The organism is Sediminicoccus rosea, from assembly GCF_033547095.1.
In the GTDB taxonomy this organism is placed as follows: Bacteria; Pseudomonadota; Alphaproteobacteria; order Acetobacterales; family Acetobacteraceae; genus Roseococcus; species Roseococcus rosea.
The window spans coordinates 2,690,936-2,716,169 of sequence record NZ_CP137852.1; the positions used below are offsets into that span (position 1 = coordinate 2,690,936).

24 protein-coding genes are annotated in these 25,234 nt (G+C 71.1%); 5 read left to right on the forward strand and 19 right to left on the reverse strand.

Going from position 1 to position 25,234, the window contains the following annotated elements:
* The first annotated feature begins 14 nt into the window (after positions 1-14).
* Positions 15-4,979, forward strand: a complete 4,965-nt coding sequence (locus tag R9Z33_RS12950; RefSeq protein ID WP_318646994.1) for a PAS domain S-box protein — start codon at positions 15-17, stop codon at positions 4,977-4,979.
* Between the two features lie 22 nt (positions 4,980-5,001).
* On the opposite strand, the gene tyrS is transcribed toward R9Z33_RS12950, so the two are convergent.
* Complete coding sequence (gene tyrS / locus R9Z33_RS12955; protein ID WP_318646995.1) at positions 5,002-6,231, reverse strand: tyrosine--tRNA ligase; 1,230 nt, start codon at positions 6,229-6,231, stop codon at positions 5,002-5,004.
* A 54-nt stretch (positions 6,232-6,285) separates the two neighbouring features.
* Between tyrS and R9Z33_RS12960 the strand changes: the two genes are divergently transcribed.
* Positions 6,286-7,410, forward strand: a complete 1,125-nt coding sequence (locus R9Z33_RS12960; RefSeq protein WP_318651648.1) for an anhydro-N-acetylmuramic acid kinase — start codon at positions 6,286-6,288, stop codon at positions 7,408-7,410.
* 111 nt (positions 7,411-7,521) lie between these two features.
* Here the strand turns inward: R9Z33_RS12960 and R9Z33_RS12965 are convergent, their stop codons facing one another.
* Positions 7,522-7,695, reverse strand: coding sequence for a hypothetical protein (locus R9Z33_RS12965; RefSeq protein ID WP_318646996.1), 174 nt, complete (start codon positions 7,693-7,695; stop codon positions 7,522-7,524).
* A gap of 84 nt (positions 7,696-7,779) precedes the next feature.
* Positions 7,780-8,742 (reverse strand): Bug family tripartite tricarboxylate transporter substrate binding protein, encoded by a 963-nt coding sequence (locus tag R9Z33_RS12970; protein WP_318646997.1) that lies wholly within the window; start codon positions 8,740-8,742, stop codon positions 7,780-7,782.
* 186 nt (positions 8,743-8,928) lie between these two features.
* Between R9Z33_RS12970 and R9Z33_RS12975 the strand changes: the two genes are divergently transcribed.
* Positions 8,929-9,285: a hypothetical protein gene (locus tag R9Z33_RS12975; RefSeq protein WP_318646998.1), complete on the forward strand. Its 357-nt coding sequence runs from the start codon at positions 8,929-8,931 to the stop codon at positions 9,283-9,285.
* 15 nt (positions 9,286-9,300) lie between these two features.
* On the opposite strand, the gene R9Z33_RS12980 is transcribed toward R9Z33_RS12975, so the two are convergent.
* The 13 genes from R9Z33_RS12980 to R9Z33_RS13040 all read right to left on the reverse strand — a co-directional run bounded on the left by R9Z33_RS12980 (position 9,301) and on the right by R9Z33_RS13040 (position 20,464).
* Complete coding sequence (locus R9Z33_RS12980; RefSeq protein ID WP_318646999.1) at positions 9,301-10,818, reverse strand: amidohydrolase family protein; 1,518 nt, start codon at positions 10,816-10,818, stop codon at positions 9,301-9,303.
* Positions 10,819-11,385, reverse strand: a complete 567-nt coding sequence (locus tag R9Z33_RS12985) for a histidine phosphatase family protein (RefSeq protein WP_318647000.1) — start codon at positions 11,383-11,385, stop codon at positions 10,819-10,821.
* Positions 11,382-11,996, reverse strand: coding sequence for a glutathione S-transferase family protein (locus R9Z33_RS12990; RefSeq protein WP_318647001.1), 615 nt, complete (start codon positions 11,994-11,996; stop codon positions 11,382-11,384). Before R9Z33_RS12990 ends, R9Z33_RS12985 begins: the two co-directional genes overlap by 4 nt.
* The gene (locus R9Z33_RS12995) at positions 11,993-12,610 is read right to left on the reverse strand and encodes a glutathione S-transferase family protein (protein ID WP_318647002.1); all 618 of its coding nucleotides are present in this window, start codon (positions 12,608-12,610) and stop codon (positions 11,993-11,995) included. The genes R9Z33_RS12990 and R9Z33_RS12995 overlap by 4 nt, the downstream gene beginning before the upstream one ends.
* A 25-nt stretch (positions 12,611-12,635) precedes the next feature.
* On the reverse strand, positions 12,636-13,259 hold the full coding sequence (locus R9Z33_RS13000; protein WP_318647003.1) for a glutathione S-transferase N-terminal domain-containing protein: 624 nt from the start codon (positions 13,257-13,259) through the stop codon (positions 12,636-12,638).
* Between the two features lie 17 nt (positions 13,260-13,276).
* Complete coding sequence (locus R9Z33_RS13005) at positions 13,277-14,209, reverse strand: ribose-phosphate pyrophosphokinase (RefSeq protein ID WP_318647004.1); 933 nt, start codon at positions 14,207-14,209, stop codon at positions 13,277-13,279.
* 89 nt (positions 14,210-14,298) lie between these two features.
* Entirely contained in the window at positions 14,299-15,171 is an 873-nt protein-coding gene (locus R9Z33_RS13010) for a hypothetical protein (protein ID WP_318647005.1), read from the reverse strand.
* A gap of 62 nt (positions 15,172-15,233) precedes the next feature.
* Positions 15,234-15,968, reverse strand: coding sequence for a peptidoglycan editing factor PgeF (pgeF, locus tag R9Z33_RS13015; RefSeq protein ID WP_318647006.1), 735 nt, complete (start codon positions 15,966-15,968; stop codon positions 15,234-15,236).
* Complete coding sequence (locus R9Z33_RS13020; protein ID WP_318647007.1) at positions 15,968-16,942, reverse strand: class I SAM-dependent methyltransferase; 975 nt, start codon at positions 16,940-16,942, stop codon at positions 15,968-15,970. The genes pgeF and R9Z33_RS13020 overlap by 1 nt, the downstream gene beginning before the upstream one ends.
* Positions 16,942-17,730: a prolipoprotein diacylglyceryl transferase gene (gene lgt, locus R9Z33_RS13025; protein ID WP_318647008.1), complete on the reverse strand. Its 789-nt coding sequence runs from the start codon at positions 17,728-17,730 to the stop codon at positions 16,942-16,944. Before lgt ends, R9Z33_RS13020 begins: the two co-directional genes overlap by 1 nt.
* Before the next feature lie 96 nt (positions 17,731-17,826).
* A complete protein-coding gene (mepA, locus tag R9Z33_RS13030; protein WP_318647009.1) occupies positions 17,827-18,648 on the reverse strand; it encodes a penicillin-insensitive murein endopeptidase in 822 nt (273 codons plus the stop codon).
* On the reverse strand, positions 18,645-20,057 hold the full coding sequence (rfaE1, locus tag R9Z33_RS13035) for a D-glycero-beta-D-manno-heptose-7-phosphate kinase (protein WP_318647010.1): 1,413 nt from the start codon (positions 20,055-20,057) through the stop codon (positions 18,645-18,647). The genes mepA and rfaE1 overlap by 4 nt, the downstream gene beginning before the upstream one ends.
* Positions 20,058-20,080: 23 nt before the next feature.
* Positions 20,081-20,464: a VOC family protein gene (locus R9Z33_RS13040; RefSeq protein WP_318647011.1), complete on the reverse strand. Its 384-nt coding sequence runs from the start codon at positions 20,462-20,464 to the stop codon at positions 20,081-20,083.
* An 83-nt stretch (positions 20,465-20,547) separates the two neighbouring features.
* On the opposite strand from R9Z33_RS13040, the gene R9Z33_RS13045 reads away from it, so the two are divergent.
* The gene (locus R9Z33_RS13045; protein ID WP_318647012.1) at positions 20,548-21,222 is read left to right on the forward strand and encodes a substrate-binding domain-containing protein; all 675 of its coding nucleotides are present in this window, start codon (positions 20,548-20,550) and stop codon (positions 21,220-21,222) included.
* A 70-nt stretch (positions 21,223-21,292) separates the two neighbouring features.
* Entirely contained in the window at positions 21,293-21,631 is a 339-nt protein-coding gene (locus R9Z33_RS13050) for a hypothetical protein (RefSeq protein WP_318647013.1), read from the forward strand.
* A 2-nt stretch (positions 21,632-21,633) separates the two neighbouring features.
* On the opposite strand, the gene R9Z33_RS13055 is transcribed toward R9Z33_RS13050, so the two are convergent.
* The 3 genes from R9Z33_RS13055 to R9Z33_RS13065 are packed head-to-tail and all read right to left on the reverse strand — an operon-like array spanning position 21,634 to position 25,231.
* Positions 21,634-22,368, reverse strand: a complete 735-nt coding sequence (locus R9Z33_RS13055; protein WP_318647014.1) for a TlyA family RNA methyltransferase — start codon at positions 22,366-22,368, stop codon at positions 21,634-21,636.
* 16 nt (positions 22,369-22,384) lie between these two features.
* A complete protein-coding gene (gene dxs / locus R9Z33_RS13060; protein ID WP_318647015.1) occupies positions 22,385-24,310 on the reverse strand; it encodes a 1-deoxy-D-xylulose-5-phosphate synthase in 1,926 nt (641 codons plus the stop codon).
* Positions 24,311-25,231: a polyprenyl synthetase family protein gene (locus R9Z33_RS13065; protein WP_318647016.1), complete on the reverse strand. Its 921-nt coding sequence runs from the start codon at positions 25,229-25,231 to the stop codon at positions 24,311-24,313.
* Between the last annotated feature and the right edge of the window lie 3 nt (positions 25,232-25,234).

Consider the following 25,234-nt stretch of genomic DNA (forward strand, 5'->3'; position numbering starts at 1 on the left):
CGGGGCCCCGCGCCGTGAACGGGCGCTGGCCGCGCCTGCCGCGCTACGTGCTGATCTTCATCCTGCCGATGGTGGCGGCGATCCTCGCCCTCGGCCTGATCAACGGCTACTACAACCGCAACCTGCAACGCTCCCAGGCGGCCTATATCGCCTCCCAGGCGGAGGGGCTCGACGCGCTGGCCTTCGTCGCCAGCTTCAACAGCGACCTGTCCGACCTGCACCGCCGCATGAGCGTGATGCTGGAACTGGCGAGTGCTGGCCGGATCGATGGCTGGGAGGCCGACCAGGCGCATGAGGCGCTGGCCGAGGAGCTGACGGCGCTGGTCACGCGGGCGCGGCGCCTGGAGGACATCGCCGCCAGCCTCGGCGCCGGGCTGCCCCTGCTGCCGCGCCTCGAGGCCTATCGTGCCGCGCTGCGCATCGCGGCGGATCATTCCACCGTACGCCTGCCGGGCGCCCACCGCTTCATCGGGCTCGCCGATGCGCGCTTCGCCGAGTTCGCAGGGGCCACCAACACACTGCTCAGCACCGCCACGGCCGAGGTGCTGCGCCGCGCGCAGGGGGAGGCACAGGCGCTGGAGGCGCTGTCGCGCCGGCTTACCCGCATCCGCGCCGTGGTGGTCGTGGGCTTCCTCGCCTTCTGGCTCGGTTTCGCCTGGCTGCTCACCCGCTCGCTCCGGCGCCTGACCGAGGCGTTGCGCCAGCTGGCCGCGAGCGAGACGGCGCCCACCCGCATGCCGGAGGTGGAGGCGCTGGCCGCGAGCCGCTCCGGCCTGCTGCGGGACATCGCCCAGGCCGCGATGGCCTTCCGCGACGCGCTCGCCTCGCGCGAGACAGCGACGGCCGAGCTCAACGAGCGCATGAAGGAGCTCTCCTGCCTCTATGACACGACGCGCCTGACCGACCGTGCCGATCTCAGCATCGGCGCCATGCTGGAGGCGGTGGCGGCGCGCCTGCCCGCCGCCATGCGCTACCCGGCGCTGGCCGTGGGCTGCATCGAGCATGCCGGCGCCGTGCATGGCGGCCGCGTCGAGGGCAGGACGCTCAGCGTCCCCTTCCGTGGGGTGGACGGCGCGCCCGGACTGGTCCGCGTCACCTATCAGGACGCGCTGCCGCCGGAGGCGAGCGAGCCCTTCCTGCCGGAGGAGCGCATCCTGCTCGAAGCCATCGCCGAGCGGCTGGGTGCCGCGATCGAGCGCCGGCGATCGGCCCAGGCGGAGGCGGACAGCCGCAACCTCTTCTCGGCCGTGGTGAACGAGGCGCCGCTCGCCATCGAGATCGTGGATGCGGAGACGCTGCGCTATGTGGAGGTGAACGACGCCTCCTGCCGGCTGCTCGGCTATACGCGGGAGGAATACCGGCGGATGACGCCGGCCGACACCCAGGCGGAGGAACCCGCGGGCGGCTTCGAGGCGATGGCGCGCCGTATCCGCGAGGCGGGCGGGGCGCGCTTCGAGGCGCGGCATCGCCACAAGGGCGGCGCCGTGCTGGACGTGCAGGTCAACATCCAGATGATCCGCCAGCGGGATCGCGAATACTTCCTCGCGATGTGGGAAGACATCACCGAGCAGAAGCGCCGCGAGGAACGGCTGCGAACCCTGGTGCGCGCGGTGGAGCAGAGCCCGGCCAGCATCGTCATCACCGACGTCCACGGCTGCATTGAATATGTGAACGAGGCCTTCGAGCGCACCACCGGCTATGCGCGTGATGAACTCCTGGGCGAGAACCCCCGCATCCTGCAATCGGGCGACACGCCCTCCGCCGTCTTTGACGAGATGTGGGAAAAGCTGCCGCGCGGCGAGACCTGGCGGGGCGAGCTGGTGAACCGCCGCCGCGACGGAAGCCGCTACATCGAGGCCGCGGTCATCGCCCCGGTCCGGCGGCCGGATGGCGCCATCAGCCATTATGTCGGCGTGAAGGAGGACATCACCGCCACCCGACAGATGGCGATGGAGCTCGAGCGCCACCGCAACCGCCTGGAGGAGCTGGTAGCCGAGCGCACGGCCGAGCTGCTGACCGCCCGCCAGGCGACCGAGGCGCTGGGCCAGGATTTCTTCCGCGTGCTCGACCGTTCGCCCGACCTGATCGCGCTGAAGGGCCGCGACCTCCGGCTGAAGGCCTGCAGCCGCGCCTTCGTCGAGTTGGCCGGCAAGGCCAGCCCCGAGGAGATGCTGGGCCGCACCGCGGAGGAGAGTTTCCCGGCCGGGGTGATCGCGGTCGTCCGGGCCGATGAGGAGGCGCAGCTTGCCGCCGGCGACGCCGTGCGCAGCATGGAGCGCATGCTGCCCCATCCGGACGGGCAGCGCCGCCTCTACAGCATCACCCGCACCATGCTGCGCGACGCGGCCGGCGCCTTCGACGGCTTCCTGGTGATCGGCCGCGACATCTCGGCGCGCGCCGCGGCGATGGAGGCCCTGGCCCGCAAGGAGGAGGAAGAGCGCCTGCTGCTCGAGAGCAGCTCCAACGGCATCGTGGGCGTGGGGCCCGACGGGCATGTCACCTTCGCCAACCAGGCCGCGGCGCGGCTGCTCGGCCAGGCGGACCCGGCGGCCCTGACCGGGCTGGACGCGCACCGGCTGCTGCAGCCGCGGCGCGCCGATGGCACGCCCTATCCGGCCGAGGAGGGCGCCATCCATCGTGCGCTCACGCAGGGCGAGCCGGTGGCGAGCGAGGAGGAGGTGTTCTGGCGCGCGGATGACACGCCCGTCGCCGTCTCCTGCTCCGTCGCGCCGATGCTGCATGGCGCGTCCCTGCTGGGCGCCGTCATCTCCTTCGAGGATATCGGCGGGCGCAAGCTGGCCGAGGCGGAGCTGCGCCGCGCCAAGGCCGAAGCGGAGGCGGCGAGCCGCGCCAAGAGCGAATTCCTCTCCAACATGAGCCATGAAATCCGCACGCCGATGAACGCCATCATCGGCTTCGCGCACCTGCTGCGCCGCGGCCTGCATGATGCGCGCCAGCAGGAACAACTCTCCCGCATCACGGATGCGGCGCACCACCTGCTCGCCATCATCAACGATATCCTGGACCTCTCGAAGATCGAGGCCGGCAAGATCGAGCTGGAACAGGCCGACATCGTGGTGGAGCGCGTTGTGGAGCGCGTCTGGGCCCTGGTGCGCGACAAGGCGGAGGCCAAGGGGCTGGAGCTGCTGGTGGACCTGCACGAGCTGCCGCCGGTGCTGCAGGGCGACGAGCTTCGCCTCAGCCAGATCCTGCTGAACTTCACCTCCAACGCCGTGAAGTTCACCGAGACGGGGCACGTCATGCTCAGCGGCCGGGTCGCCCGCCGCACCGCGCAGGGTCTCGTCGCGCGCTTCGAGGTGGCGGATACCGGCATCGGCATCTCGCCAGCGCAGCAGGCGCAGCTCTTCCAACCCTTCCAGCAGGCCGACGCCTCGACCACGCGGCGCTATGGCGGCACCGGCCTCGGCCTCTCCATCAGCCATCGCCTGGCCGGGCTGATGGGCGGGGAGGTCGGCGTGGAAAGCGCGCCGGGGGAGGGCAGCATCTTCTGGGTGGAGGTGCCGGTGGGCGAAGCGCCCGGCCCCGCGCAGCCCCGGCCCGAGGCTGCGCGCCTGGCTGGCCGGCGCGCGCTGGTGGTGGATGACGTGCCGGAGGCGCTGGAGACCATGGCCGGCACCCTGCGTGCGCTAGGCCTCGCCGTCACCGCCACGGGCTGCGGCTCGGAGGCGCTGGCACGCGTGAGCGAGGCCGATGCCGCGGGGGCGCCCTTCGAGGTGGTGCTGGTGGATTGGCTCATGCCCGGCATGGACGGGCTGGAACTCGGCCGGCGCCTCGCCGCACTGCCGCTGGCGCGGCGGCCGCGCTGCCTGCTGGTCTCGGCCGAGGCGGATGCGGTCTCGCCCGCGACGGCGGCGCAGGCCGGCTATGGGGCGGTGCTGGGCAAGCCCCTGCTGCCCTCGCGCCTCGCGGGCGTGCTGCTCGGCCCCCCGGCGCAGCCCACCGCGTCCCTGGCGGAGATGCCGGCGGCGCCGCGCTTCCCGGGCCGGCGCGTGCTGCTGGTGGAGGACAATCCGGTGAACGAGGAGGTCGCGACGGCGCTGCTCCAGGATGTCGGCCTCACGGTGGAGGTCGCACGGGACGGCGCCGAGGCGGTCGAGCGCGCCGCCGCCGCCGATTACGATCTGATCCTGATGGACGTGCAGATGCCGGTCATGGATGGCCGCGCCGCCACGCGCGCCATTCGCGCCGGGCCGCGCCATGCGCGCACGCCGATCCTCGCGATGACGGCCAATGCCTTCCAGGAGGACCGCCGGGCCTCGCTGGAGGCGGGCATGGATGACCACCTGGTGAAGCCGGTGAACCCGGCCGCCCTGCATGCGGCGCTCGCGCGCTGGCTGCGGGCCGACCCGGGTGCGGCGGTGGCGCCGCCGGCCCCGGCCATGCCCCTGCCGCCGGTGGAGGGGCTGGACATGGCCGCCGGCCTGAAGGCCAGCAACGGCGACCCCGCGCTGTATCGCCGCGTGCTGGAGATCTTCCTCCGCAGCGCGGAGCTTGCCTCGCTGCGCGCCGCCCTTCAGGCGGGCGATGCGGTGGCGGCGCGGCGATCAGCCCATTCGCTGAAGGGGGCGGCGGCGGCAATCGGGGCGGCGGCGCTGCGCGAGACGGCGGGCGCGCTGGAGGCGGAACTGGCCACCGGCGCGGCGCTCGATGGGCTCGGCCCACGCGCGGCGGCGCTGGAGGCCCAGCTTCTGGTGCTGAAGGCCAAGCTGGCCAAGGCGCTGGCCGAGGCAGCGGCACCCGCGCCGGAGGCGCCGGAGGCGGCAGCCATGCCCGTGCCGGTCACCGAACTCGCCGGGTTGCTGGAAGCGAGCGACATGGCGGCGCTCACCCTCTTCCGCGCGCATGAGGCGGCGTTCCGGGCGGCGCTCGGCCCCGCCGCGGTGCAGATCGCCCGGCACCTCGACGGCTTCGCCTTTGACGAGGCGTTGGCCGTGCTGCGCGAGGCGCAGACCGGCTGACGCGCCGGCCCGACCCGGGCGGTCAGTCCGGCCGCACCAGCACGTGCTTCTTCTTGCCAGCCGAGAGCTTCGCCGCGCCGTCGCGCAGGTCACTCGCCGTCACGTTCAGCGCCGCATCCGTGACGGGCGCATCGTTCAGCCGCACGCCGTTCTGCGCGACGAGGCGCCGCGCCTCGCCCTTGCTGGCAGCGAGGCCGGCCGCGACCATCAGGTCGGCGATGGCGGCGGGCAGGGCGTGGGTGATGCTGGGGAGGCTCTCGGCGGCTGTGCCCTGCTCGAAGGCGAGGCGCGCGGTCTCGGCTGCGGCTTCGGCTGCCGCGCGGCCATGCAGCAGGGCGCAGGCCTCGGTTGCCAGGATCTTCTTCGCCTCGTTGATCTCCGAGCCCTGCAGCGCGCCCAGACGCCGCACCTCGTCCATCGGCATGTCGGTGAAGAGGGCGAGGAACTTGCCCACATCCGCGTCCTCGGCATTGCGCCAGAACTGCCAGTAGTCATAGGGGCTCACGCGGTCGGCATTCAGCCAGACGGCACCCGCCGCCGTCTTGCCCATCTTGGCGCCCGAGGCGGTGGTGATGAGCGGCGCGGTGATGCCGAAGGCGTCCTGCTGGTCCATTCGGCGCACCAGGTCGGCGCCCATGACGATGTTGCCCCACTGGTCGCTGCCGCCCAGCTGCAGCGTCACGCCATGGCGGCGGCGCAGCTCCACGAAGTCGTAGCTCTGCAGCAGCATGTAGTTGAACTCGATGAAGGTCAGCGGCTGGTCTCGGTCCAGGCGCAGCTTCACGCTGTCCATGCTCAGCATGCGGTTGACGCTGAAATGCCGCCCCACCTCGCGCAGGAAGGGGATGTAGCGCAGCGGGTCGAGCCATTCGGCATTGTCCAGCATGATGGCGGTGCCGGGCGTGTCGCCGAAGGTCAGGAAATTGGTGAAGGCGGTGCGGATGCCGGCCTTGTTCTGCTCGATCTTCTCCTCGGTCAGGATCTGGCGCGTCTCGTCGCGGCCGGAAGGATCGCCGATCTTGGTCGTGCCGCCGCCCATCAGCACGACCGGCCGGTTGCCGGTCTTCGCCAGCCAGCGCAGCAGCATGATCTGCACGAGGTGGCCGACATGCAGGCTGTCGGCTGTTGCGTCGAAGCCGATATAGCCAGCGACGGGGCCCTTGGCGAAATGCGCGGCGAGCGACGGCTCGTCCGTCACCTGATGGACGAAGCCGCGCTCGCGGATGATCGAGAGAAAGTCGGAGGCTGACATGAATGGTGGACCCGATTGGCGTTTCGCGTGGCGCCGTAGCACAATCGCTCCATGTTGAGAATCATTGGCCTGATGAGCGGAACCTCGCTCGACGGGGTGGATGCCGCGTGGGTGGAGACGGACGGGGAGCGCGTGGGCCTGCTCGGCCCCACGGTGACGCTGCCCTATGACCCGGCGTTGCGGCGTGACCTGCGGCGCCTGCTGGAGATGGCGCCCACCATCTCGCCCGAGGATCCCTTCCTGCTCGACTGCACCGCGCGCCTGACGGAGCGGCACGCGGCCGCTGTGCTGCGCGTGCAGCAGGAGGCGGCACGGGCCGGGCTGCCCGAAGCGGAACTCGCCGGCTTCCACGGCCAGACCATCCTGCACCGGCCGCTCCGGCCCGGCGATTCCCGCAATGCGCGCGGCCATACGTGGCAGATCGGCGATGCGCGCGCGCTGGCGCGGGCCACGGGGCTCTCGGTCGCCTTTGATTTCCGCAGCGCCGATGTGGCCGCGGGCGGGCAGGGGGCGCCGCTCGTCCCTATCGCGCATGCGGCACTCGCCCATGCGCTGCCCAAGCCATTGGCGGTGCTGAACCTCGGCGGCGTGGCCAATGTCACCTGGCTCGGCGCCGATGGGCGGATGCAGGCCTTCGACACGGGGCCGGCAAATGGGCCGCTGGATGACTGGGCCAAGCGTTCGCTGGGGCGCGACTACGACAAGGATGGCAACCTGGCCCTGGCCGGCCAGGCGGACGGCGCGGTGCTGGGGCGCCTCATGGCGCATCCCTATCTGGCGTTGAGCCCGCCCAAATCCCTCGACCGGCTGGATTTCGACCGCGCGCTGCGCGATGCGGGCGCGCATCTGCTCTCGCCGCAGGATGGTGCCGCGACGCTGGTCGCCTTCTGCGCGGTCTGCGTGGCGGCGGCGGCGCGCCATTTCCCGGAGCCGCCGATGCAATGGCTGGTCGCCGGCGGCGGGCGGCGCAATCCGGCGATGATGCGTGCCCTCTCGGCCACGCTGAGCGAGCTGGTGCGGCCAGTGGAAGTGGCGGGCTGGAATGGGGATGCGCTGGAGGCGCAGTGCTTTGCCGTGCTGGCGGCGCGCACCGCGCGCGGCCTGCCGATCAGCTTTCCCGAGACGACGGGCGCGCCGCGCCCCATGCCGGGCGGGCAGGTCCTGGGCGGGCTGCTCTAGGCCGCGATCAACAGGCGTCGACCACGGTCCGGTTCTTCGCCGAGGGGCCGATTCATGGGCTTGGTGTTCCCACCACGCACGATCCGTCCCTCGGCTTCAGCGCGTGGCGCTTCAGCCCTTGGCGGGGGTCTCAGCGCGGCGCAGCGGGGCGGTGAGGCGCCGGCGGCCGGGGCGGGCGGGCGCAGGGCGGCTCATCGGCAGGCGCTCGGCCCGGGCGGCACGGTTGGCGGCGGCGACCTGCAGGGCGGCGGTGGCAAGGGCAATGCCGCGGCTGGAGAGTTCCATCGGGGTAATTCCTAGAGTTGTTGTCGGATATGGCCCCGGCGGAGGTGATCCGCCAGGGCAAAACGTTCCGGTAACAAAATATCGTCAATCCGCCCTGAGGCCGGTCGCGCGCTGCAGCTCCGCCCATTGGGCGCGGTCGCGCGCGATATAGGCGGCATAGTCGGCCGTGCTCATCGGCAGCACCTCCATCCCCTGGCTCGCCATGCGCTGGCGGAAGGCGGGGCGGGCGAGGATGGTCTGCACCGCGGCGTGGATCGTGGCGACGACGGGCGCGGGCAGGCCGGCGGGGCCGGAGATGCCATACCAGTTCAGCACCTCGTAGCCCGGCAGCGTCTCGGCCACTGACGGCACATCTGGCAGCACGGCGAGGCGCGCGGGGGTGGAGACGGCGATGGCGCGCACCCGCCCGTCACGGATGAAGGGCAGGGCGCTGCTGATCGTGTCGGTCATGGCGGAGAGGCGCCCGCTGATCAGGTCGGGCATGGCGAGCGCCGAGCCGCGATAGGGCACATGCGTCATGTCCAGCCCCGCCTTGTGGGCGAGGAGCGCCAGCGTCATGTGCGTGGAGGAGCCGATGCCGGCCGAGCCATAGGCGAGTTGCCCGGGGCGGGCGCGGATCAGCGCCAGGAATTCCGGCAGGGTCCGGACCGGCAGGTCATTGTTCACGATCAGCACCGCCGGCACGCCCGCGAAATTCGCAATCGGCGTCGTGTCGGTCCCGGGGTCGAAGGTCAGGCGGGTGAGGACGGGCGTGATGCCGTGCGTCGCCTGGCTCGCGGTGAGCAGCGTGTAGCCATCGGGCCGGGCGCGGGCCACGAATTCCGTGCCGATCGCGCCACCCGCGCCGGTGCGGTTTTCCACCACCACCTGCTGGCCCAGGATCGGCGCCAGCTCCTCGGCCGCGATGCGGGAGATGATGTCGGCCGCGCCGCCGGCGGCGAAGGGGGCGACGAGGCGGATCGGGCGGTCCGGCGTCCAGGCTTGGGCGCGGGCGGAGAAAGGCAGGGCAGTTGCCGCGAAAAGCGGCAAGAGCGAACGGCGAAACATGCGGAATTCCCGGCTGGTGATGGTTGAGCGCATGGATCAGCAATTACCGTGCCGTCATCTTGCGGACGGCAGCGCCAGCCGCCCGACACCGCTCCACATCGCCGGAGGCACCGGATTGGCGCGGCTTCACCCCAAAGAAGTCGTGATCCTGCTCCAGGCTGGGAGGATCAGGATCCAGGATGACGCATGCGGTATCTCGGCCTTGTCGTGCCCCTGCTTCTCGCCGCCTGCGCCGAGCGGTGGGAGCGCCCAGGCGCGACCGAGGCCCAGGCCGATGCGATGAATGCCCAGTGCCGCGCCATGGCGGCCGCCACGGTGCCGCGGTACATCGTCAGCCGCGTCGCCGCGCCCGCCCGCGTGGAGCGTGAGCGAACCTGCCGGCGCGAAGGTGACCGCGAGCGCTGCACCACCCGCGAACGCTACATTCCGGCGCGGTGGGAGCAGGTGGACCTCAACAGCGGCCAGCGCGAGGCAGTTCGCACCGGCTGCATGGCGGAGAAGGGCTTCACCTTCCGCGGCTACCGCCTGTTGCGCCTGGAATAGGGCGCGCGGCCTCGCCTAGAGCCCGCTGTTCGGCGCGTCGCACATGTAGCGGCTGAGGTGGTAGGGCCGCGCGGCAAGGCCCGAGCAGAAGCTCGCCACCACCGGCTCCAGCGCCTCGAACAGCGCCTTGGCCCCCGTGGCCGCCGCCTCCAGCCGCTCGCGCGCGGCCTCGGCCTCCTCGGCGAGCTTCGCCATGTCGAGCATGGTGTGCCGCCCGTCGCGATAGACGAAGCGCCCGCCGATCATCACATGCCGCACGCCCGTCGCGTCCTCGGCATGGATCATCTGGTTCAGCGTCGCGTTGTGCGGCATCCACTGGGTCTTGTGCAGGTCGAGGAAGACGATGTCCGCCTTCATGCCCGGCGCGATGGCGCCGATGCCCTCGATGCCGAGCGCCTTCGCCGAACCCAGGGTGCCCGCGCGATAGACCTGCTCCGCCGTCGCCCATTCATAAGGGTCGGGCTTCTGGACGTGCGAGGTGTGCGCGGCCAGCCGCATCGCCTCGTACATGTTGGAATTGTCGCCGCTGGAGACGCCGTCGGTCCCGATGCCGACATTCACGCCAAGCTCCAGGGCGCGCTTCAGCCGGAACATCCCGTTGCCGAGCTTCATGTTGGAGGCCGGGTTGTGCGCGATGCTCGCGCCGCGATCGGCCAGCAGGCGGAAATCGTCATCATCCAGCCAGATGCCGTGCGCGACCGTGAAGTCCGGCCCGATGAGGCCCAGGCTGTCCATGTAGTGCACCAGCGTCATGCCGTATTTCTGCATGCCCACCACGGCCTGCACCTTGCTCTCGCCCACATGGCTGTGCAGGCCGACGCCGTGCTTGCGCGCGAGGTCGCGGCAGCCGCAGAGGAATTCCTGGCTGCAATGATGCGGGATGGTGGGGCCGACGGCGAAGCGGATGTCCTGGCTCGCCCAGCGCCAGCTCCGGAAGGCGGAGTCCATGGCGTTGATCGTCTCCTGCCAGGGGCGGAAGCGGATCTTCTCGGCCTCGGCGCGGAGCTTGTCGGGCAGGGCGTCCATCAGCCCCGGGATCGCCTCGTAGAGCGAGCGGTCGGCCACCATCGGCGCGATCATCGCGCGCATGCCGACCGTCGCGTAGGCATCGGCGATGGCGTCGAGCCCCTCCGTCGTCGGCAGGGGCACTTCCATCGTCAGGTCGTAAGCGGCGGTGCAGCCCTTGGCGACCATCTCGGCCGCGCAGAGCAGGGTGGAAAGGCGCTTGTCCTCCAGTGTGCGCCCGCCGCCGAACCATGGGGCGGCGGCCAGCAGCGTCTCCAGGCTCATCCGGTCGCCCTGGCCGCGCGCGAGACCGCCATGGCCATGGGTATGCGCGTTGACCAGGCCCGGATGCAGCAGGCAGGCGCTGGCATCCAGGATGCGCGTGCCCTCCGGCGCGGCGAGGTTCGCGCCGACCTCACGGATGATGCCGTCCTGGATCAGGATGTCGGTGAGTGGCGCGCGGCGCTGTCCTGGGTCGGCCAGGCGCCCCCCTTGGATGAGCTGCCAGCCGGGTTCCGCCTTGGCCATTCAGCCCTCCGCGGCGAGTTCGAGGGCGGTCAGCATCCAGGCCTCCGGCCCTGGCTCGGCATAAAGCGGGAGCGCGTTGGGCGTGCGGACATTGGAGGGCAGGCCCGCCTCGTAGCGGAAGGCGCGCCAGAGCGCCCCATGCGCCACCACCAGCACCGGACCCGGCAGGGCGGTTGCGCGGTTGATGGCGCGCACGGCGCGCGCGCGCAGCATGGCGAAAGGCTCGGCGCCGGCGGGCGTGTAGGTGTCGGCGATCCAGTCATCATACCAGTCGCCCATCGGCTTGCCCTCCTGCTCGCCGAAATTCACCTCCATCAGGTCGTCGTCGAACTGCACGGGCAGGTTGAGGGCGGCCGCCACGGTCTCGGCCGTCACCCGGGCGCGGCTGAGGGGGCTTGCCACGATGGTGGATATCCTGGTGCCCGCCAGCGTGCGCGCCGCGCGCTCGGCCTGCATGTGGCCGACCTTGTTGAGCGGGATGTCGGTCTGACCCTGGCTCAACCCCTCCGCGTTCCAATCCGTCTCGCCATGGCGCAGGAACCAGAAGGGGATGGGGTTGAGCGTCATGCGGCGAAGCCTTCGGCCTTCAGGGTTTCGGCAAGGGCGGGCAGGGCGAAGACGCGCCGGCGATGCGCCATCAGCGCATCGGGCGGCACGACGCCGACGAAACCCGCGAAGCTGGTCATCATGGCGGTGGTGAGATCGGCGGCGGTCACCGCTTCGCCCACCAGCCAGTCGCGCGCGCCGAGGCTGGCCTCGATGAAGGCCAGCACCTCGGCCACGCGGGTGAGGCCGCCCTCGCGGATCTGGTTCTCGGCCGGGGGCGGGCCGAAGATCGCCGGGCGGAAGGCCGGCTGGAAGGCGCGCGGGAACTGGTAGGCGTACCAGGAGAGCCACTCCATCACCCGCCAACGTGCCGCGCCCTCGGCCGGGATCAGGCCGCTCGCGGGCGCCATCTCGCCGATGGCGAGCATGATGGCGGGCGTCTCCGTGATGGTCTCGCCGCTGTCGAGGATGAGCGCCGGCACCTGGCCCTTGGGGTTCAGCGCCAGCATCTCGGGCGTCCTGTGCTCGCCCCCGCGCAGGCTGAGGTCCCGCACCTCGCCGGGCAGGCCGGCGAGGACGAAGGCGAGCCGGCAGGCGAGGCTCGAGGTCCGCGCGGAGACGAGAAGAATCAAGAGAGGCCTTCGCGCGCCATCACCCGCTGCACGGCGGGCCGCGCCTTCATGCGCTCGTAATGCGCGGCGACGTTCTTCGGCAGGTCGAGCTTGAGGCGCGCGGCGGCCCAGAAGGTCACGTAGAAGGGTGCCGCATCGCCGAAGCTGAAATCGCCCGCGATGTAGTCGCGGCCTTCCAGCGCGCGGTCGAGCCAGGCGAGGCCCTTGTTGAAGATCTCGAGCCCGCGCGCCTTCACCGCCTCGTGGTCGCCTTCGCTCGGTGCGAAATTGGCGGGGCGGAACATGCGGGAGAAGCCCTGCATGTGGATGGTGGCGACCGCGTAGTCCGTCGCCTCCAGCGCCGTCGCCTGGCCCTCGGCGGTCGCGGGCATCAGCTTGGCCGCCGGATACTTGGCCGCGATCCAGTAGGCGATGGCGGTGAACTCGGTCAGCACCGACTGGTCGTCGCGCACCAGCGTCGGCACCTTGGACTTGGCGTTGATGCTGGTGAATTCCGGCTTGAACTGCGCGCCTTCGCGGATGTTCAGCAGCGTGGGCTCATAGGCCGCGCCGCTTTCCTCCAGCAGCACATGGATGCCGAGCGAGCAGGCGCCGGGGGCGTAGTAGAGCTTCATGGAAATCTCCCTTGAGGAATGTCGTTCAGGCCGCCTTGGCCTCGCGCGCCAGCGCCCGCTGCACGGCCGGGCGCGCCATCATCGCGGCCTGGTGCCGCGCGAGCTTGGGCGGCAGCGTCATGCCCGACCGGCCGCTCGCCCAGTTGGTGATGAAGAAGAGGGCGCAATCAGCCACGCTGTAGCCCGAGGGAAGCAGCCAGGGATCGCCCGCAAGGCCGCGCTCGACGACCTGGAGATAGCCCTCGGTCAGCGCCTTGCCCTGCGCCACCACGCGCGCCTCGTCCTCGGCGTCCTTGGCGAAATTGGCGGGACGGAACTGCCGCGTGAAGCCCTGCGGATGCACGGTTCCGCACAGATAATCCATCCATTCCAGCGTCCGCGCCTCCGCCTCGAACTCGACGGCGATGAGGTTGGACATCGGGTTGGCCTTGGCCAGCCACCAGGCGATAACCGGGAATTCCGTCAGCACCGTGCCGTCGTCCCGCAGCAGCGCGGGCACCTTCGCCTTTGGGTTGATGGCGAGATATTCGGGCTTCTTGTTCGATCCGTCGCGCGTCGAGACCAGCTGCGTCTCGAAGGGCTTGCCGATCTCCTCCAGGATCACATGGATGCCGATCGAGCAGGCACCGGGCGAATAGAAGAGCTTCATGGGCAGGCCCCTTATGGCTAGCAGAAAAGCGACGAGACCGAGCGTTCCTCGCTGATGCGGCGCATCGCCTCGGCCAGCAGCGGCGCGATGGGCAGTTGGCGGATGTTGCGCGCACCCTGCACGGCGGGCGTGGCTGCGATGCTGTCGGTCACGATCATCGTCTCGATGGGCGACTTGGCCACGCGCTCGACGGCCGCACCCGAGAAGACGCCGTGCGTGACATAGACGCTGGCCGACTTGGCGCCGTTCTTCATCAGCGCCTCGGCCGCGTTGCAATGCGTGCCGCCGCTGTCGATGATGTCGTCCACGATGATGCAGTCGCGCCCCGCGACATCGCCGATCACGTTCATCACCTCGGAGACGCCGGCCTGCGGGCGGCGCTTGTCGATGATGGCGAGGTCCGTGTGGAGCTGCTGCGCGATGGCGCGCGCGCGCACCACGCCGCCCACATCGGGGCTGACCACCATCAGCTCGCGCCCCTTGAAGCGCTCGGTGATGTCGCGTGCGAAGAGGGGGGCGGCGTAGAGGTTGTCCACCGGGATGTCGAAGAAGCCCTGGATCTGCCCCGCATGCAGGTCCATCGTCAGCACGCGGTCGGCGCCCGCCTGGGTGATGAGGTTCGCCACCAGCTTGGCCGAGATGGGCGAACGCGGGCTGCTCTTCCGGTCCTGCCTGGCATAGCCAAAATACGGCATCACGGCGGTGACGCGGCGCGCGGAGGAGCGGCGCAGCGCATCGAGCGTGATCAGCAGCTCCATCAGGTGGTCATTGGCCGGGTAGCTGGTGGACTGGATGACGAAGACATCCTCGCCACGGATGTTCTCATGGATCTCGACAAAGATCTCCATGTCCGCGAAGCGCCGGATGGAGGCGTTGGTGAGCGGAATGCCGATCTTGTCGGCCACCGCCTGCGCCAGGGGCAGATTGCTGTTGCACGCGACGATCTTCATCGGGCCATCTCACCCCTGTTGGCTGGCGTGGCAGCGATAGCGCCCCACTGCCGCGCTGTAAACTTCACTGCAGACAAATGACTTGCCCCTCAGCTCGCGCCGGTCGAACTCGCGTTGCGGATGATCTGCTGCACGCCGGCCGCGGCTTCCTCCGCCGCGGCATAGGCGATGTCGCCCCAGGCGCGCGAGAGGGCGCCCATCGGCACCTCGTTCAGCTGCAGCACGCGGCCCAGTTCGTAGCCGTCCCGCCGGGAGACGATCCACTGGATCTCCACCCGCTGCACCGTGGTGCTGACCGCCATCACGCTGACCTCGGCCGTCACCGCGAAGGACGCGCCATCGGCCAGCTCCTGCACGACATAGCCGCGATTGGTGAGGAATTCGCGAAGACGGGCGGTGAGGGAGGTGTTGCCATCGCCCGGCGCGCCGCGCACCGGGATCAGCCGAAGGCGTGGCGGGCCGGAGCGGATGGCCGCCGGATCGGCCGAGGCGCGGGCCGCCTGGATGGAGAGCAGCATCTGCGTCACGCGCGGATTGGCCTGCTGCGCCACGGCCTGGAGCGTCGGTGTCGTCGCCTCCGCCCAGGCGCGGATGGGCACGGGCGGGCCCGCCACCGCGCCCTGCTCCTGCCCATCGGCATTGGTGATGACGTAGCGCGGGATCACGGTGGCGCCGGTGTTCTGCGCCGTGACGATGAGGCGCCAGTCGAGCGGCAAAGGCGTGGATGTGGCGGTGGCCGGCACATCGGCCGCCTGCAGCGCCTCGCTCAGCGCCTCGGCGTAGCGGCGGGCTGCGTCGTCGGTCATCAGCGCCTCGGTCGGCGGCGGGATGGCGAGGCGGACGGCGAGCGGGATGCGAAGCCCGCTCGCGAGCCCGCCCGGGCGGCCGCGATGCGGCTGCGGCAGGTCCCCGCAGGCCGGCAGCGCCAGCAGCGCGAGAAGCGCGGCCCTACGCGAAGACACAGGACACCATCATCGTGAGGATGAGCATGAAGAGGAACATGATGACATAGGGCATGGCGTCTTCACAGGATGATGGCGGAGAGTTGATGCCCGAGCGGGCCACCGCCCGCCAGGGTGCGCCGCCGATGGCTGAAGAAGCGCGTCTCATCGGCCAGCGTGTCCACCCCCAGGGCCTCGGCTGCCACACCTGCCGCGCCGAGCCGCGCGAGGCAATAGCCGGCCAGGTCGAACTGGAAATGCGCCGCGTCCCGGCCGGCCGTGAAGAAGCGGGGATCGCCCACCGCATCGCGCAGGTCGGCGCGGACCTCGTAGCTCGCCTGGGCGATGCAGGGGCCGACCACGGCGGTGATGCGCCCGCGCCCGGCACCCAGCGCCTCCATGGCGGCGATCGTCGCCTCCAGCACGCCGGACACGGCACCCTTCCAGCCGGCATGCGCGGCGCCGATCACGTGTGCCTCGGCGTCATGGAACAGGACGGGCGCGCAATCGGCGGTGATGATGCCGAGCATGACGCCGGGGCTGCGCGTCACCATCGCGTCGGCCTCGGGCAGGTTCTCCCAGGGGGTGCCCGCCTCGACCACGGCCGGGCCATGCACCTGGCGCAAGCCGCGCAGCGCCTCGGGCGCGGCCCCCAGCGCCCGGGCCGCGCGGGCCCGGTTCTCGGCCACGGCGGCCGGGTCGTCCTCGCTCCGCAGCCCGCAATTCAGCGTGGCATAGGCGCCTGCGGAGACGCCGCCCTGCCGCGTGAAGAAGCCATGCCGCGCGGTGAGGCCGCCATGGGTGAGGAATTCGGCCATCACGCCTCGAATCCGGTTGGGGTGGGCAGGGCAGGGTGCGCGAGGACCAGCGCCTTGAACAGCCGCCCCATCCCCTCGGGCGCGACGAGGCGCTGCGCCGCCGCCAGGATCGTCCCCGCCTGGCGCGGCGCGCTCTGCGCCAGCATGGCGCTGCGCGCCATGAGGCCGAGGCGCTGGAGGAAGACGCCCATGGGCAGCGGGCCATGCGCGGCCGCCCCCGCCGCCCGCCCGGCGGCGGCGAGGGCCGCGAAATCCACATGCGCCGTGATGTCGGCCGTGCCGGGCTCGCTCAGCGGGTCGCAGGCGGCGTTGTCGCGCAGCGCCTGGAGCGTGTCGCCGAGGCCGCTCTCGGCGGGGCCGTAATCCAGCGCCAGCAGGGCTCCGCCCTGGGCCGCGAGGCGCGCGCCAAGCGCCAGGGCGACGTCCCGCGCCGCCTCACCGACTTCGCGGATGCTGCCATCGGGGGCTGGCTCCATGTGATCGCAGGGCTGCTCGACGAAGGCGCCACCCAGCACATACCGCTCGCGCCAGCCCTCGGCCCGGCGGATGAATTGCCGGATCGGCAGGGCGTCGAAAAATTCATTGGCCAGGATGATCGCGGGCCCGGGCGGGAGGCCGTCCACCGCCGCATGCCAGCCCGCCACGCGCGGCCCGAGCTTCGCCGCCTGGGCGGCGCGCAGCGCGGGCGAGGTCTCGACCAGGTGCAGCGCCAGTGCGCGGCCGAATTCCGGCACCATCTGGTCCACCGCGCGCAGCGCATCGGCCATCAGGGTGCCGCGCCCAGGGCCGAGTTCCGCCAGCACGACGCGCCCTGGCGCGCCCATCGCCTGCCAGGTGACGGCGGCCCAGAGGCCCAGGCACTCGCCGAAGGCCTGGCTCATCTCGGGTGCGGTGGTGAAGTCGCGGCCGATGCCTTCGCCGCCCGCGTAATAGGCGGCCGCCGCGCGGGCCATGAAGGCGTCCAGGCGTTCCATTATCCCGCCCGGCGCGCCCGCCAGATGAGGAAGCCGCCCACCAGCACCATGGGGAGGCTCAGCAGCTGGCCCATGGTGATGCCGGCCAGCAGGAAGCCCAGATGCGCATCCGGTTCGCGGAAGAATTCGCCCAGCAGCCGTGCCACGCCGTAGCCCGCCAGCAGTGCGCCGGTCAGCAGCCCGGTGCGCGCCCGGTTGGCCGCATTGCTCCAGAGGATCAGCATAAGCGCAAAGAGGGCGATCCCCTCCAGCCCCGCCTGGTAGAGCTGGCTCGGGTGGCGGGGCAGCTGCAGCCGGTCCGCCGGGAAGACCATGGCCCAGGAGACGTCCGTGGCGCGGCCCCAGAGCTCGCCATTGATGAAGTTGGCGAGCCGCCCGAAGAACAGTCCGATCGGCACCACCACGGCCACGCGGTCGCCCAGGCGCAGCGGATCGAGCTTCTGGTTCCGGCAGAAAAGCAGTGTCGCGATGATCACGCCGAGCGCACCGCCGTGGAAGGCCATGCCGCCCTGCCACACCATGAGCGCTTCCAGCGGATGGAAGATGTAGTGCCCCGGCCGGTAGAACAGCACATAGCCCAGGCGCCCGCCCAGGATGATGCCGAGCGTGGCCCAGGTGACATAGTCATCCACCTGCTGCGCCGTCGCCGCCTGGGGCTCGGCCTGGGCCAGCCGCCGCAGCAGCCGCCAGCCGAGCACGATGCCGGCGATATAGGCCAGCGCATACCAGCGGATGGCCAGAGGGCCGATCTGGAGGGCGATCGGATCGATCTGCGGGAATTCGAGCATGGCGGGATGGGTAGCCCGCCCGGGGCGGCAAGTCACGGCGGCCCAGGAAAAAAGGGCTTCCGCCAACTGGGGCCGCGAGGCCCCAGACCCCAGGAGTCAGGGGGCGCGCAGGACGGCCGCGCAGGCTGTGGGCAAACTCGGCGGCGGGCCCGGGGGGCGCGGGCGCACCATGGGGCGGCGGGCCTCCTCGGAGAGCCACCACTCCAGGCTCGCGTCACACCCGTCCCCGGCAGGGATCGGGTTCGCCTCGCGGCACTCGGGCGAACCCGCCGGGCAGCGGATGCGGATATGCATGTGGCTGTCATGCCCGCGCCAGGGGCGCACCCGGTGCAGCCAGGATTCGCCCCGGTGCCGCTCGCAGAGGCTGCGCTTGATGCCGTGGTTCACCAGCACGAGATGCACGCCGGGGCTCTCCGCTGCCATGCGGATCAGCCGCGCATGCTGCGGCGTGAAGCGCGCATTCACCCCGCTCTGGTCCGGCAGGACCAGGCTCGGCACGTCGATATCTTCCCGCGCCGCGCGGTTCATTGCGGGCTTGGGCGTGAGGTCGAGCCAGATGTCCACATCGAGGCCCGTCTGGTGGCTCGCATGCATGCTGGGCATGGGCCCGCCGCGCGGCTGCGCGAGGTCCCCGATCCAGAGGTCGGGCATGCCGGCGGCGCGGGTGCGGCTCGCAAGGTCGCGCGTGAAGCGGATCAGGTCGGGGTGGCCCCAATGCCGGTTCCGCGAGATCCGCACCGCCTGGTAGCCCGGCCCCTCGGGCGGGAGCTGCACGGCGCCGGCGAGGCAGCCCAGCGTCGTCGTGCCGATCACCTTGGCCGGACCGGGCGAGGGGGTGCTCACCTGGGCCCAGCTGGCGGCGGGCTGCGCTTCAGCGGCCGGCGCCAGCAGCAGCAGCGCGAGCAGCCAGCGCCTCACCGGCCGCGCGCCAGGATGGTGGTGGTGGAACGCCCCGGCAGCAGGTCCAGCAGGATGGTCCGCCCACCCCAGGAGGCGACTTCCGGCGCGCCCACCACCTGCTCGATCGTGTAGTCGCTGCCCTTGAACAGCCGGTCCGGCCGCAGCGCCAGGATGGCTTCCAGCGGCGTGTCCTCCGGGAAGGCGATCACGGCATCCACGCTGGCCAGCGCCGCGATCACCGCCGCGCGATCCTCCAGCGGGTTCACCGGGCGGCCGGCGCCCTTGAGGCGCGTGACGGAGGAATCGTCGTTCAGCGCCACCACCAGCCGGTCGCATTCGGCACGCGCCGCGCGCAGCATGCGGGTGTGGCCGGCATGCAGGATGTCGAAGCAACCATTGGCGAAGCCGACGCGCAGCCCCTGCGCGCGCCAGGATTCCACCAGGCGCTGCGCGGCCGGCCAGGTCAGGATCTCGCCCGTCGCCCCTTCCAGCTCGCGCATGGCGTGATCCAGCTCCGCGGCCGAACAGGTGGCGGTGCCGAGCTTGCCGACCACGACGCCCGCCGCCGCATTGGCCGCGCGCATCGCGCCCTCCATGCCGAGGCCGGCCGCAACACCCAGCGCCAGGGTGGCGATGACCGTGTCCCCTGCGCCCGAGACATCGAAGACCTCGCGTGCCATGGCGGGCACGGTCACGGCGGGCGCGTCGCGGCGGACCAGCATCATGCCCTTCTCGCTGCGGGTGGCGAGCACGGCATCCACGGCCACGGCGGCGAGCACGGCGCGGGCGGCGGCCTCGCATTCGGCATCGGAGGCGACCGGCATGCCGGTGGCTTCGGCGAGTTCCGAGGCGTTGGGCGTCAGGCAGGTGGCGCCGGCATAGCGGGTGAAGTCACGCCCCTTGGGGTCGGCCAGCACCGGGATGCCGCGCGCGCGCGCGGCGGCGATGGCGGCGGCCAGCACGGGCGGCGTCAGCACGCCCTTGCCATAGTCCGAAAGGATCAGCGCCTCGGCCCCCGGCAGCAGCGCGCCCAGCCGGGCGGCGATTGCGGCCTGCTCGGCCGCATCCGCCTCGCGCCGCTCCTCCTCATCCACCCGCACCACCTGCTGGCGGGCGGCGATGACGCGCAGCTTCACCGTCGTGCGGCGGGCGTCGCTGCGCAGCAGATGCCCGGCCTCGCCCAGCAGCCCCGCGATCTCGGTGCCTTCCGCATCCTCGCCGACCAGCGCCACCAGCGCGGCCTCGCCCCCCAGCGCCTGGATGTTGCGCGCGACATTGCCGGCACCACCCGCCATGGACTGCGTGCGCTTGAGGCGCACGACAGGCACTGGCGCCTCGGGCGAGAGCCGGTTCGCATCGCCATAGAGGAAGCGGTCCAGCATGACATCGCCGAGGCAGATGATGCGGCGTCCGGAGAGATCGAGCATGGCGGGCTTCTACGCCCCCCGCCTCAGACCGGGAAGCGTTCCAGGATCTCGATCGAGATGTTCTCGGGCCCGCGGATGAAGCAGATTCGGATGCCCGGGCGCGGCTCGTTGGGCTCCATGGTGAAGGTCACGCCCTTGGCCTTCAGCTTCGCGACATAGGCATCGAGCCCCGTCACCGAAAAGCCGAAATGGTCAATGCCGAGATAGGGCGCGGAGGGGGCAGGGGCCGCGTCCTTGCCTTCGGGCAGCAGGAAGATGTTGATGCCGCCGAGCTTGAGGTCCACGCGCGGCTGGCCCTGCTGCATGGAGCGGATGACCTCGGCGCCCAGCATCTCCTCGAACCAGAGGGCGGTGGCCTCCGGGCTCGGGCAGCGCAGGTGGATATGGTCGAAGCTGAGCGCGGACATGGGCGATTCCTCCAGGGATGGCGACCGGGAGGGTAGAGGAGTTTCGCCCGGTGGGTAGAGTGCAGCCCGCCAGGAGAACCCGCATGACCGAGCCACCCCGCATCCTCTCGACCCTCGCCGTCATGGCCCTGCTGCGCGAATGGCTGCCCGAGGCGGGGGAGCCCCGGCCCGAGGTGGTGTTCAACCCGACCGCGCGCCTGATGCAGCAGATGGCCGAGGGGCTGACCGGCGACATCGCCATCCTGACCGAGGCGGGGATCGAGGAATTGACGGCGAGCGGCGTCCTGGCCGCCGGCACACGCCGGGACCTGGCGCGCTCGGCCATCGGCATGGCGGTGCCGCCGGGCGCGCCGCATCCGGATATCTCCAGCGTCGCCGCACTCCGCGCCACGCTGCTGGCCGCGCCCAGCCTGGTCTATTCCCGCGCGGGGGCGAGCGGCATCTTCTTTGCGGAACTGATCGAGCGGCTCGGCATCGCGGCCGAGGTGAACGCCAAGGCCACCATCATCCCGCATGGCTTCACCGCCGAGGTCGCGGCGCGCGGCGAGGCCGCACTCGCCATCCAGCAGGTGAGCGAACTCATGGCCGTCCCGGGCGTGGACATCGTCGGCAAGCTGCCGGAGGCGGCGAACACCTACGCCATCTTCTCCGCCGCCCGCTTCACCGCCGCGCGGCCCGGGGCGCAGGGGCTGCTGGACCGCATGGCGGCGGCGATGACGCCCGCGCGCCTCGCGGCGCATGGCCTCGACCCGGCCTGAGGCTTTTTCCTTGCGGGCGCACGGCGGCGCGCCGCATCCTCTCTGGCCGGGATACGCGAAGGAAACGGCCATGAGCCAATGCATCGTCATCGTGCAGTTCGACCTGCCCAAGCGCAGCGAGGAACAGGCCATCCGCGGCGCCGTCGCGACCGCGCCGATCTATCGCGAGCTCGCCCGCAAGGGGCTGATCCGCAAGAACTACCTGAATGGCGAGGCGGGCACGGGCGGCGTCTATCTCTGGGAAAGCCGCGCGGATGCCGAGGCCTGGTTCACCGAGGAGCGCATCGGCCAGCTCACCGAGCGCTTCGGCGTGCGCCCGCGCCTCACCTGGTACGACACCCATGTGACCGTGGAGAACCCGGCGGAGGAAGTGCGGGTGAATGGGCGCGTGGTGGAGCCGGCGGGCTAGGCTCAGCCGAACACCGCGCCGATCAGGAATTCGCGATTGCCCTCGGGGCCGAGCAGCGGGCTCGGCTCCACGCCCAGCACGCGCCAGCCGGGCAGTTCGGCCCACCAGGCGCTGATCTCGTGGCAGACGCGGCGATGCACGCCCGCATCCCGCACCACGCCCCCCTTGGCGATGGCCGGCCCCACCTCGAATTGCGGCTTGATGAGGGCCACGGCCCAGGCGCCCGGTCGGCACAGCGCCAGGGCGGCGGGCAGCACCACGCGCAGGCCGATGAAGCTCGCATCGCAGACCAGCACATCCAGCGGAGGCACTTGGCCCGGCTCCAGATGGCGCGCGTTGACGCGCTCCATCACCGTTACGCGCGGATCATTGCGCAGCTTCCAGGCGAGCTGCCCATGCCCCACATCCACCGCGTAGACATGCGCGGCGCCGTGATGCAGCAGCACGTCGGTGAAGCCGCCGGTCGAAGCGCCGAGGTCCAGGCAGGTCTTCCCCTCCGGCGATAGACCGAAATGCGCGATGCCATGGGCAAGCTTCACCCCGCCGCGCGAGACCCAGGGGTGGTCCTGCCCGCGCAGCTCCAGTGGCCGCCCCTCGGCGATAACATCGCCCGGCTTGTTGATCCGGACCTCGCCCGAATAGACGAGGCCCGCCATGATCAGTGCCTGGGCACGGGTGCGGGATTCAGCGAGCCCGCGCTCGACGAGCGCGAGGTCGGCCCGCTGCTTGGCGGCCACGCCCGGGCCCTCGTTGTTACGCCCGCGCCGGCTCCGCCAGGGCTTCCTTGCCCAGCGCCGCCAGCGCCATCGCGGTGATGTGCGGCGCGTTCAGCCCGGCCAGGTCGTACTGCTTCTTCGGATTGTCGTGATCAATCCAGATGTCCGGCAGCGTCATCGGGCGGAACTTCAGCCCGTGATCCAGCAGGCCGCGCAGCGCCAGGTGGTGCATGACGAGGCCGCCGAAGCCGTTCACGCTGCCTTCCTCGATGGTGATCAGCACCTCATGGTGGCGGGCCAGCTGCTCGACCAGCGCGGTGTCGAGCGGCTTCGCGAAGCGCGCATCGGCGACGGTGCAGGAGAGGCCGAAGGTGGCCAGCTCATCCGCCGCCTTCAGGCATTCCTGCAGGCGCGCGCCATAGCTGAGGATGGCGATCTTGGTGCCCTCGCGGATGATGCGCCCTTTGCCGATGGGCAGCACGCTGCCCCGCGCCGGCAGCGGCTCGAGCGCAAAGCCCTCGCCGCGCGGATAGCGCACGCCCGATGGCGCGTCGTCGATCTGCGCCATGGTCGCGATCATGTGGGCCAGCTCCACCTCGCAGCTCGGCGCCATCAGCACCATGCCCGGCAGGCAGCCGAGATAGGCGATGTCGAAGCTGCCGGCATGCGTCGCGCCATCGGCGCCGACCAGGCCCGCGCGGTCCATCGCGAAGCGCACGGGCAGGCCCTGCAGCGCCACGTCATGCACCACCTGGTCATAGCCGCGCTGGAGGAAGGTGGAATAGATCGCGCAGAAGGGCTTCATCCCCTCGGTCGCCATGCCGGCGGCGAAGGTGACGGCGTGCTGCTCGGCGATGCCGACATCGAAGCAGCGGTCCGGGAAGCGCTTGGCGAACATGTCGAGGCTGGTGCCCGACGGCATGGCGGCATTCACCGCCACGATCCGCTCATCATGCTCGGCTTCGGCGATCAGCGATTGCGCGAAGACCTTCTGGTAGACGGGCGGGCCGGGCGGTGCCTTCTGCTGCTCGCCCGTGACGACGTTGAACTTCTGCACGCCGTGATACTTGTCGCCCGAGGTCTCGGCCGGCGCATAGCCCTTGCCCTTCTGCGTGACCGCATGGACCAGGAAGGGGCCCTTGTGGTCCGTGTCGCGCAGGTTGCGCAGCACGGGCAGCAGGTGGTCCATGTTGTGGCCGTCGATCGGGCCCACATAGTAGAAGCCCATCTCCTCAAAGAGGGTGCCGCCGGTCAGCAGGCCGCGGGCATACTCATCGGCGCGCTTGGCCACGCGCTCGATGGGCCCCGGGAAGTTCTTCGCGATCTTCGCCGCGAAGTCGCGCACCGATAGGAAGGGGCGAGACGAGATGGTGCGGCTCAGATAGGCCGACATCGCGCCCACGGGTGGCGCGATGGACATGTCATTGTCGTTCAGGATGACGATGAGGTTGGCCTTCTCGGCCCCCGCATTGTTCATCGCCTCATAGGCCATGCCGGCCGACATCGAGCCGTCGCCGATCACGGCGATGACGTTGCGCGGGCGGTCCTGCAGCTCGCTCGCCACCGCCATGCCGAGGCCGGCCGAGATGCTGGTGCTGGAATGCGCGGCACCGAAGGGGTCGTATTCGCTCTCGCTGCGCTTGGTGAAGCCCGAGAGGCCGCCGCCCTGGCGCAGCGTGCGGATGCGGTCCCGCCGGCCGGTCAGGATCTTGTGCGGGTAGCACTGGTGGCCGACATCCCAGATCAGCCGGTCATGCGGCGTCTCGAAGACGGCATGGATGGCAACCGTGAGTTCCACCACGCCGAGCGAGGAGCCGAGATGCCCGCCGGTGACGGAGACGGTGCTGATGGTCTCGGCACGCAGCTCATCGGCCAGCTGGCGCAGCTGGTCGGCCGAGAAATTGCGCATGTCGGCGGGGACACGGACGCGGTCCAGCAGAGGGGTTGCGGGGCGGTCTTGCATTTAACTTCTCCGCTCGATCACGTAGTCGGCCAGCGCCCGCAGCAGATCGGCGCGCTCCCCGAAGATTTCGATATGGTCCCGCGCCTGCGCCACCAGGCGCTCGGCCTGCATGCGCGCGCGTTCGATGCCCAGCAGGCCGACCAGGGTCGCCTTGCCGGCATCGGCATCCTTGGCCGTCGCCTTGCCCATCGCTTCCGTGCTGGCGGTCGCGTCCAGCAGGTCATCGGCGATCTGGAAGGCGGCGCCCAGATCCCGGCCATAGGCGGCGAGCGCATGGCGCTGCGCGGCGGCGGCCTTGCCAAGCACGGCGCCGGCCTCGGCCGAGAATTCGATCAGCTTGCCGGTCTTGAGCAGCTGGAGGCGGCCGATGGCCGGCTCGTCCAGCGGCTCGGCCGCCTGCTCGGCCATGATGTCGAGCATCTGGCCGCCGCACATGCCGCGCGGGCCCGCCGCGCGCGCCAACATGCGGACCAGCTCGATCCGCACGGCGGGGTCGGGGTGCGTCGCCTCGTCGGCCAGCACGGTGAAGGCGTGGCATTGCAGCGAATCGCCCGCGAGGATCGCGGTCGCCTCGTCGAAGGCCTTGTGGCTGGTGGGCTTGCCGCGCCGGAGGTCGTCATTGTCCATGGCGGGCAGGTCGTCGTGGATGAGGCTGTAGGCGTGCATCATCTCGATCGCGGATGCGACCCGCAGCGCCGCGCTGCGCGAGACGCCGAACTGCTTCGCCCCCTCCAACACCAGGAAGCCGCGCATGCGCTTGCCGCCACCGATGGTGGAATAGCGCATCGCCTCGAAAAGCCGGGCCTCGTCGCCCTCCACCACGGGGAGGAGCTGGTCGAGGGCCTCATCGATATCCTGGGCGGCCTCGGTCAGGGCGGCCGCGAGAGAGGCGGCGGAAGCGCCACCGATCACCATGGTCATTCG